Genomic DNA, 2,086 nt, shown 5'->3' with positions numbered 1-2,086 from the left:
GGTTACCGCGGGCGCACCGGCATTCACGAAGTGATCCCGGTCGACCGGACAATGGAGGCACTGATACACGACGGCGCTTCGGAAGCCGCGCTGACCGAACAGGCTCGTCGGCTAAGCCCCTCGCTGCTCGATGACGGTGTTCTAAAAATTCGCGAGGGATTGACCAGCGTTGCCGAAGTGGCGCGGGTAGTGCGCGAAGAGGTCTGACATGCCGGCCTTTTCCTATCAGGCCATCGACCCGGCGGGGCGCACAAAAAGGGGCGTAATCGAGGCTGGTAATCTGACCGCTGCGCGCCATGCCTTGCGAGAACAGTCGTTGCTGCCGGTGTCGGTTTCTCCCAGCCACAAGGCGGGGCGCAATACCGACGAACCCTCGGGCGATCCGCAAACCTTTCGCGAACGGTTCCGCCGCCGGTCGGTCTCGTCCCGCAGTTTAGCCACCTCGACGCGGCAGCTTTCCACACTCATCGGCAGCGATGTCCGGATCGAGGAAGCCTTGCGGCTGGTCTCAGGGCAAGGTGACGCGCCAAACATGGCCGGAGTGCTGCTCGACGTACGCAGCAAGGTGATGGAGGGTTCGAGCTTCGCCCAGGCCCTGGGGCGTCACCCCAAGGTATTCCCCAACTACTACGTTGCCTCGATCAATGCGGGGGAGCAGTCGGGACGTTTGCCCGACGTGCTCGCCTACCTGGCGGACTTCGTTGACTCGCGCCATGTGGCCAATCGTAAGCTGAAGCTCGCGCTGCTTTATCCCGCGCTGTTGGCGACTATCTCGGCGTTGATGATGGCCCTGATGATGATGTACGTCGTACCCGACATCGTGCAGGTGTTTGTCTCGCGCGGTGCGGACCTGCCGTTGCTAACCCGCATATTGATCGCAGTGAGTTCCTTGCTCACGAATTACGGGGTGGTGATATTGGTCGCACTCGTCGGCGGGGCGCTGCTCGCGCGACGTGAATTTGCCCGGCCCGAACGGCGACTTGCCTTTGACCGACTGGTTGCGACGCGTGATCCACTCGCCCGCTTCAGTCGGCAATTGAATGCAGCGCGCTTCTCGGCAACGCTTGCCACCTTGGTGCAAAGCGCGGTGCCGCTGCTCGATGCGCTCAATGCGGCAGCTGCCGTGATCCCCAACGGACACATCCGCAAACGCATGGAGGAAGTCGCTCTGCGGGTACGCGAAGGTGACAGCGTTAGCAGATCGATGCGCGAGGCCGATATCCTGCCTGGTATGCTGGTCGCCATCGTGGCCAGTGGCGAGGCAAGCGGGAAACTGGGCCCCGCGCTGGAACGCGCGGCCGGCGAGCTGGACCGCGAGGTGGATGCCCAACTCCAGGTCATCGTCTCACTCGTCGAGCCGATGGTGCTTTTGGCAATGGGCGGGATGGTGCTGTTGATGGTGATGGCGATTCTGATGCCAATCATCGGTCTCAATGATCTGGCGATTTCCTGACCGCTATTCGATCTTGGTATCGTATCGCTTGCCAGCCAGCATCGGCGCCAATGCAACGGCCATCTGGGTCGGCCACACGCTCAGCATGCCGTCGGAAGAAAGCCGCAGTTCGATCAGATGGGCGCCATTCTCGACGGTCTTGAGCGCTCCCGCGGTTGCGTCACCGGCCGGGGCAAGGTCAGCCTCCATCTGGGGCAAATCCAGGGGAAAGGCGGCAAGGTCTTTTGCATTGCAGTTGACGGGCCCGGTGCGCAGGCTGCCGGCGCCGCCCTGACCGCTGCCGCCAAGATGCAGATAGGCCAGCCGGACGTCGGCATTGAACCTGCAACTCAGCGGCAGATTTGGAAACAACGCGTCCAACAGCACCCCGTCGACCTGTCCGGATGCGTCATCCAGGTGGAGCTGTTCGCCGCGCAGTGAGACGCTGCCCGCCAGATCGTTTGCGCTGCCTGTCAGATGCCAGCGGGCGGTAAACGCCAGCTTGGTCAGGCTCGAGATCGGGGAAATATCCCAGACCACGCGAATGGTTGAATCAAGCACCGCCTCACCGTCCCAGATCGTTCCGCCGACGCTCAGTCGGTCGGTTTCGTCCACCACGGCTGCGGCCGGAATCATGGCGATCATGCCGATCAG

Annotated in this window: 2 protein-coding genes and 1 pseudogene; 2 read left to right on the top strand and 1 reads right to left on the bottom strand. The window is 62.5% G+C overall.

Annotated elements, in window-relative coordinates:
* Positions 1 to 207 (top strand): annotated as a pseudogene (locus ACEW8G_RS02330) (type II secretion system protein GspE); the annotation flags it as partial.
* Positions 208 to 325: 118 nt separating this feature from the next.
* Entirely contained in the window at positions 326 to 1,453 is a 1,128-nt protein-coding gene (locus tag ACEW8G_RS02325; protein ID WP_373486836.1) for a type II secretion system F family protein, read from the top strand.
* 3 nt (positions 1,454 to 1,456) lie between these two features.
* Here ACEW8G_RS02325 and ACEW8G_RS02320 read toward each other — a convergent pair.
* A partial coding sequence (locus ACEW8G_RS02320; protein WP_373486835.1) for a hypothetical protein occupies positions 1,457 to 2,086 on the bottom strand: 630 nt, incomplete at its 5' end.

The organism is Blastomonas sp. (genome assembly GCF_041747255.1).
Taxonomy (GTDB): Bacteria; Pseudomonadota; Alphaproteobacteria; order Sphingomonadales; family Sphingomonadaceae; genus Blastomonas.
The sequence above is the reverse complement of the archived record's forward strand: the minus strand, read 5'-3'. Positions and strand labels throughout refer to the sequence as shown.